Source organism: Streptomyces rhizosphaerihabitans (genome assembly GCF_025399795.1).
GTDB lineage: Bacteria > Actinomycetota > Actinomycetes > Streptomycetales > Streptomycetaceae > Streptomyces > Streptomyces rhizosphaerihabitans.
Map to the genome: position 1 here is coordinate 1 of NZ_JAODTZ010000122.1, position 4,269 is coordinate 4,269.

The 4,269-nt window shown below is 71.5% G+C and carries 4 protein-coding genes; 3 read left to right on the forward strand and 1 reads right to left on the reverse strand.

What is annotated here, in order from left to right; all coding sequences use genetic code 11:
* Positions 1-470 precede the first annotated feature (470 nt).
* Together N4G66_RS44755 and N4G66_RS44760 are read left to right on the forward strand one after the other, a co-directional pair.
* Positions 471-2,267 (forward strand): phosphatidylglycerol lysyltransferase domain-containing protein, encoded by a 1,797-nt coding sequence (locus N4G66_RS44755; RefSeq protein ID WP_261710083.1) that lies wholly within the window; start codon positions 471-473, stop codon positions 2,265-2,267.
* A 52-nt stretch (positions 2,268-2,319) separates the two neighbouring features.
* Entirely contained in the window at positions 2,320-3,021 is a 702-nt protein-coding gene (locus N4G66_RS44760; protein WP_261710084.1) for a hypothetical protein, read from the forward strand.
* Here the strand turns inward: N4G66_RS44760 and N4G66_RS44765 are convergent.
* Entirely contained in the window at positions 2,958-3,725 is a 768-nt protein-coding gene (locus N4G66_RS44765; RefSeq protein ID WP_261710085.1) for a hypothetical protein, read from the reverse strand. The two genes, N4G66_RS44760 and N4G66_RS44765, sit on opposite strands and share 64 nt — an antisense overlap.
* Positions 3,726-3,785: 60 nt before the next feature.
* Between N4G66_RS44765 and N4G66_RS44770 the strand changes: the two genes are divergently transcribed.
* On the forward strand, positions 3,786-4,269 hold a 484-nt coding region (locus tag N4G66_RS44770), incomplete at its 3' end, for an adenosylcobinamide-GDP ribazoletransferase (RefSeq protein ID WP_261710086.1).

Here is a 4,269-nt window from a genome sequence, read left to right on the forward strand (position 1 = left end):
CGCGTCGGGCCGGACCAGGCCAAACCGAGCAAGGCCGGGCCGGGTCGCCCAGCTCGCGAAGGCTCACCTTCGTATGCCCAGGTCCTCTGGTCCCCGGCCAGGAACCCCACCGAGCGGGGACCCGGCCGCCTCGACACCGAAAGCACACCCCGTACAACGCAAGCCCCCGGACCCCGGCCAGGAAACCAACCAACCAACCAACCGGGACCGACCGCCTCAGTCCCGAAAGCACACCCCGGCCGGAAACTCATCGCCCGGGGACGGCCGCCTCGGATCCAGGAGGGCGCCCGGGTCCGATGTCGGCCTCCGGCCCCGGCCGGGACGAGTGGCCGGGCGGGCCGGTCCCGCGTCACGCGATCCGGCGTCGCGGCCGGGGCGGGCCGACAGGGCCAAGACCCGCCGCCCGGCGGGGCATCACCCGCACCGCCCCTCCCCCGCACCGACCACCGTGCCCCATATCATCGCGCTTTATGGGAGATGCCCGAATTGCCGCTGACCAGGAACGGGCGTCGGCCCGCCGGAGTGACGGGGACCGGCGGTCCACGGCTGCCTCCCGGCGGTCCGCCGCCTTCGCCGTCTGGTATCTGCGCGGGGTCACGTTCATCAACTTTCTGAGCGCCGCGTGGGTGTCGCTCGGCCAGGACGTACGACGGCACAACACCGAGAACTACTTCACGCCCTATCTGCTGACCGCGGGCTTCGCCTCCGGTGTGTTCACGATGTTCCTGGCCATCACGATGCGACGGCGCAAGCGGGCCGCGTGGATCCTCAACTCCGTGCTCAGCGGGCTGTTCCTGCTGCTCTTCGGCGTCGCGATGGCGTTCCCGGAGATCCGTCAGTACGCGCAGAACTGGGTCTCGCTCGTACTGACCGCGGCCTTCGTGGGCTCCCTGGTCCTGGGCCGCCGGGAGTTCTACGCCAAGGGCGACCGGTCGAACCCGAAGCTCGCCGCGGCCGTCGCGGTCGGCGGGCTGCTGGTCACCTCGCTGCTCGCCGCGCTGCTGGTCACGGTCACCAACAACGCGCACGACGCGCACCGTTCGACCTTCCTGGACCGCTGGCGCTACGGCACCCTGCGGCTCGTCTCGGTCGCCGCCGACGACTCCCACTACCCCGGAATCTCGACGCCCAACTGGGTCAACGTCACCATCAACGTGCTCAGCACCCTGCTGGTGCTCGCCGTCCTCTACGCGGCCTTCCGGTCCCGGCGCGCCGTCGACCCGCTCACCGAGGACGACGAGAAGCGGCTGCGCGCGCTGCTCGACCGCAACGGCGACCGGGACTCGCTGGGCTATTTCTCGCTGCGCCGGGAGAAGAGCGTGGTCTGGTCGCCCACCGGCAAGGCGGCGGTGGCGTACCGCGTGGTGGGCGGGGTCTCCCTGGCGAGCGGCGACCCCATCGGTGATCCCGAGGCATGGCCCGGCGCCATCGAGCCCTGGCTGGCCGAGGCCCGGGAGCACGGCTGGATCCCGGCGGTGATGGGCGCGAGCGAGGAGGCGGGCACGATCTACTCCCGGCATGGACTCGACGCCCTGGAGCTGGGCGACGAAGCCCTCGTCGAGACCGCCGAGTTCACCCTCGAAGGACGGGCCATGCGTACCGTCCGGCAGGCCTACAACCGGGTCAGGCGGGCCGGGTACCGGGTGAACATCCGACGGCACGAGGACATCCCGGCCGCCGAGATGGCGTATCTGCTGGAGCGCGCGGACGACTGGCGCGACGGTGCGACCGAACGCGGATTCAGCATGGCGCTCGGCCGGCTCGGCGACCCCGAGGACGGTCGCTGCGTGATGCTCGAATGCACGGATGCCGAGGGCGGGTTGAGGGCGGTGCTGTCGTTCGTGCCGTGGGGCCCGCACGGGCTCTCGCTGGACCTCATGCGGCGCGACCGCGACGCGGAGAACGGGCTGATGGAGTTCATGGTGATCGAACTCCTGCGGCGCGCCCGGGAGATCGGGATCACCCAGGTCTCGCTCAACTTCGCCATGTTCCGTTCGGTCTTCGAACGTGGTGCGCGTCTCGGCGCGGGCCCGGTCCTGCGGCTGTGGCGCTCGCTGCTCAGCTTCTTCTCCCGCTGGTGGCAGATCGAGTCGCTGTACCGGGCCAACGCCAAGTACCGGCCCATCTGGGAGCCGCGGTTCCTGCTCTTCGAGAAGAGCGCGGACCTGCTGCGCATCGGTGTCGCGTCCGCGCGCGCCGAGGGGTTCCTGGAGGCGCCGGGTCTGCCGAAGTGGCTGCACCGCAAGCACCTGGAGTCGCACAGATGAGGCCGGCGGGACCGATGAGGGCCGACGTGAGGAGAGCCGTGGGGACGACCGGATGAGCACACTCGCCCGTTGGGCCCGCGCCGAGTGGGGTCTGCTGTACGCCACCGTGCGCCGGGCTCTGGCGGCGAGCGGATGGCGGGCGGTCCCGATGACCCTCGGCGCGGTGTGCCTGACGGCCGTCCTCCAGTTCGTCCAGAACCAGTCCTGGGGCTACCGGCTGGTGCAGAACACGGGCGCCGTCCGGGCCGAGGACCCGCTGTGGCTCGCCCTGCTCCGCACCCCGCTCTCCTTGTTCGTACCGGCGCTGGATCTGCCCGTGTGGGGCGCGCTCGCGCAGATCCTCATCGTCTTCGGGATCGCCGAGATCTGTCTGGGCTGGTGGCGCACGCTCGTCATCGCGTACGTCGCCACGCTGGCCGGGACGCTGTACGCCCGTGTCGGCATCGCGCTCGGCCCGCACCGTCCGCTGGGGTTGCCCGGGGCCGACTCGCTGATCGTCGACACCGGGCCGTCGGCGGCCGTGGTGGGCCTGGCCCTGTTCCTGGGCTGGCGATACCGGGCGTATGCGACCGCGGGGGTGGTGATCGGGGCGATGGTGGCCGAGGTGCTCGTCAAGGACAACCTTGCGGGCAAGGAGCACCTGGCGGCCATCGCCGCGGTGCTGGTGGTGTGCTGCCTCTCCGCGGCGCGTCACCGCCGTTCGGGCAGGGAGCGGTCGGGCGCGGGGTCGGGTTTGCCGCCGATCCACTCCTGAACCCTGCGGCTCGGGCCCGCCCAGCGGCGGTCGTGCCGGTAGGCGCGCAGCCTGCACCGGGCTCGGGCACGCGGCCGGTGCCGGTAGAAGCGCTTGGCCCACGGCGATGCGGGCTTGGCCAGCCGGATCGTGCCGATGAAGGCGATGAAGGGAACGATCACCCCGAAGATGGCCATGCGCACCTTGCCCTTGCTGAGGCAGAGCAGCGCGAAGAGGAAGTTCAGGGCGATGGTCACGATCGCGCTGGCGCGGTCCTGCGCCTCCTGGTCGCTGACGTCGTTGACGCCGAACGGCGAGAAGCCGCTGAGCATCAGGCCGACGAGGGCCGCCGTGACCACGACGACCTCGACGCTCTTGCGCCCGGCCTCGGTCCAGTAGACGTCGTCGAGGTGCAGGATCAGCGCGAACTCGTCGAGCACCAGGCCTGTTCCCATGCCGAACAGCACGGCGCTGGCGCACGCCCCGAAGCCGTACCGGCTGCTGGCCACCGCGCCGAAGCCGCCGATCACCGTGAGCACGACGCCGGGCACCACATGGTGGATGTGCAGATCACCGGCCTTGACGTTGCCGAAGGGTCCTTTGCCGGCGCGGATGAGCCGCACGATGGCGCGGGTGACCACGAAGGTCACGACGAACGAGGCCAGCGCCAGCAACACCGGGAGCTTCCCGGGCTCGACGACGTTCCGATACAACCAATGACCCATATGTGAACTTTATCCAGCACCGCTGTATCCGCTCTCCGGGCGTCCGGGTAGCCTGCGCCGATGTCCAAGACCGCCTCCGGCGCCTCCCTCGCCGACAGCCTCCGCTTCGCCTTCGGCACCCTCACCGTGCTCCCCGTGAAGGTGACCCGCTGGGACCGCGACGCGGCGCGCGGCGGCATGCTGTGCGCTCCGCTGGCCGGTCTGGTGGTCGGGGCGGGCGCGGCCCTGGTGGGCATGGCGCTGCTGGCCATGGGCGCGGGCCCGCTGCTCGCGGCCGTGGCCACCGCCGCCGTACCGGCCGCGCTCACCCGGGGCCTGCACCTCGACGGCCTCGCCGACACCGCGGACGGCCTGGGCAGCGGCAAGCCCGCCGAGGACGCGCTGCGGATCATGAAGCAGTCGGACATCGGCCCGTTCGGCGTGATCACCCTCCTGTTCGTCCTGCTCGCCCAGGTGGCCGCACTCGCCCAGGCGTACGACGCCTCATGGGGCCGGGGCGCCCTCGCGGCCGTCGTCTCGGCGACCGTGGCCCGTCTCGCCCTCA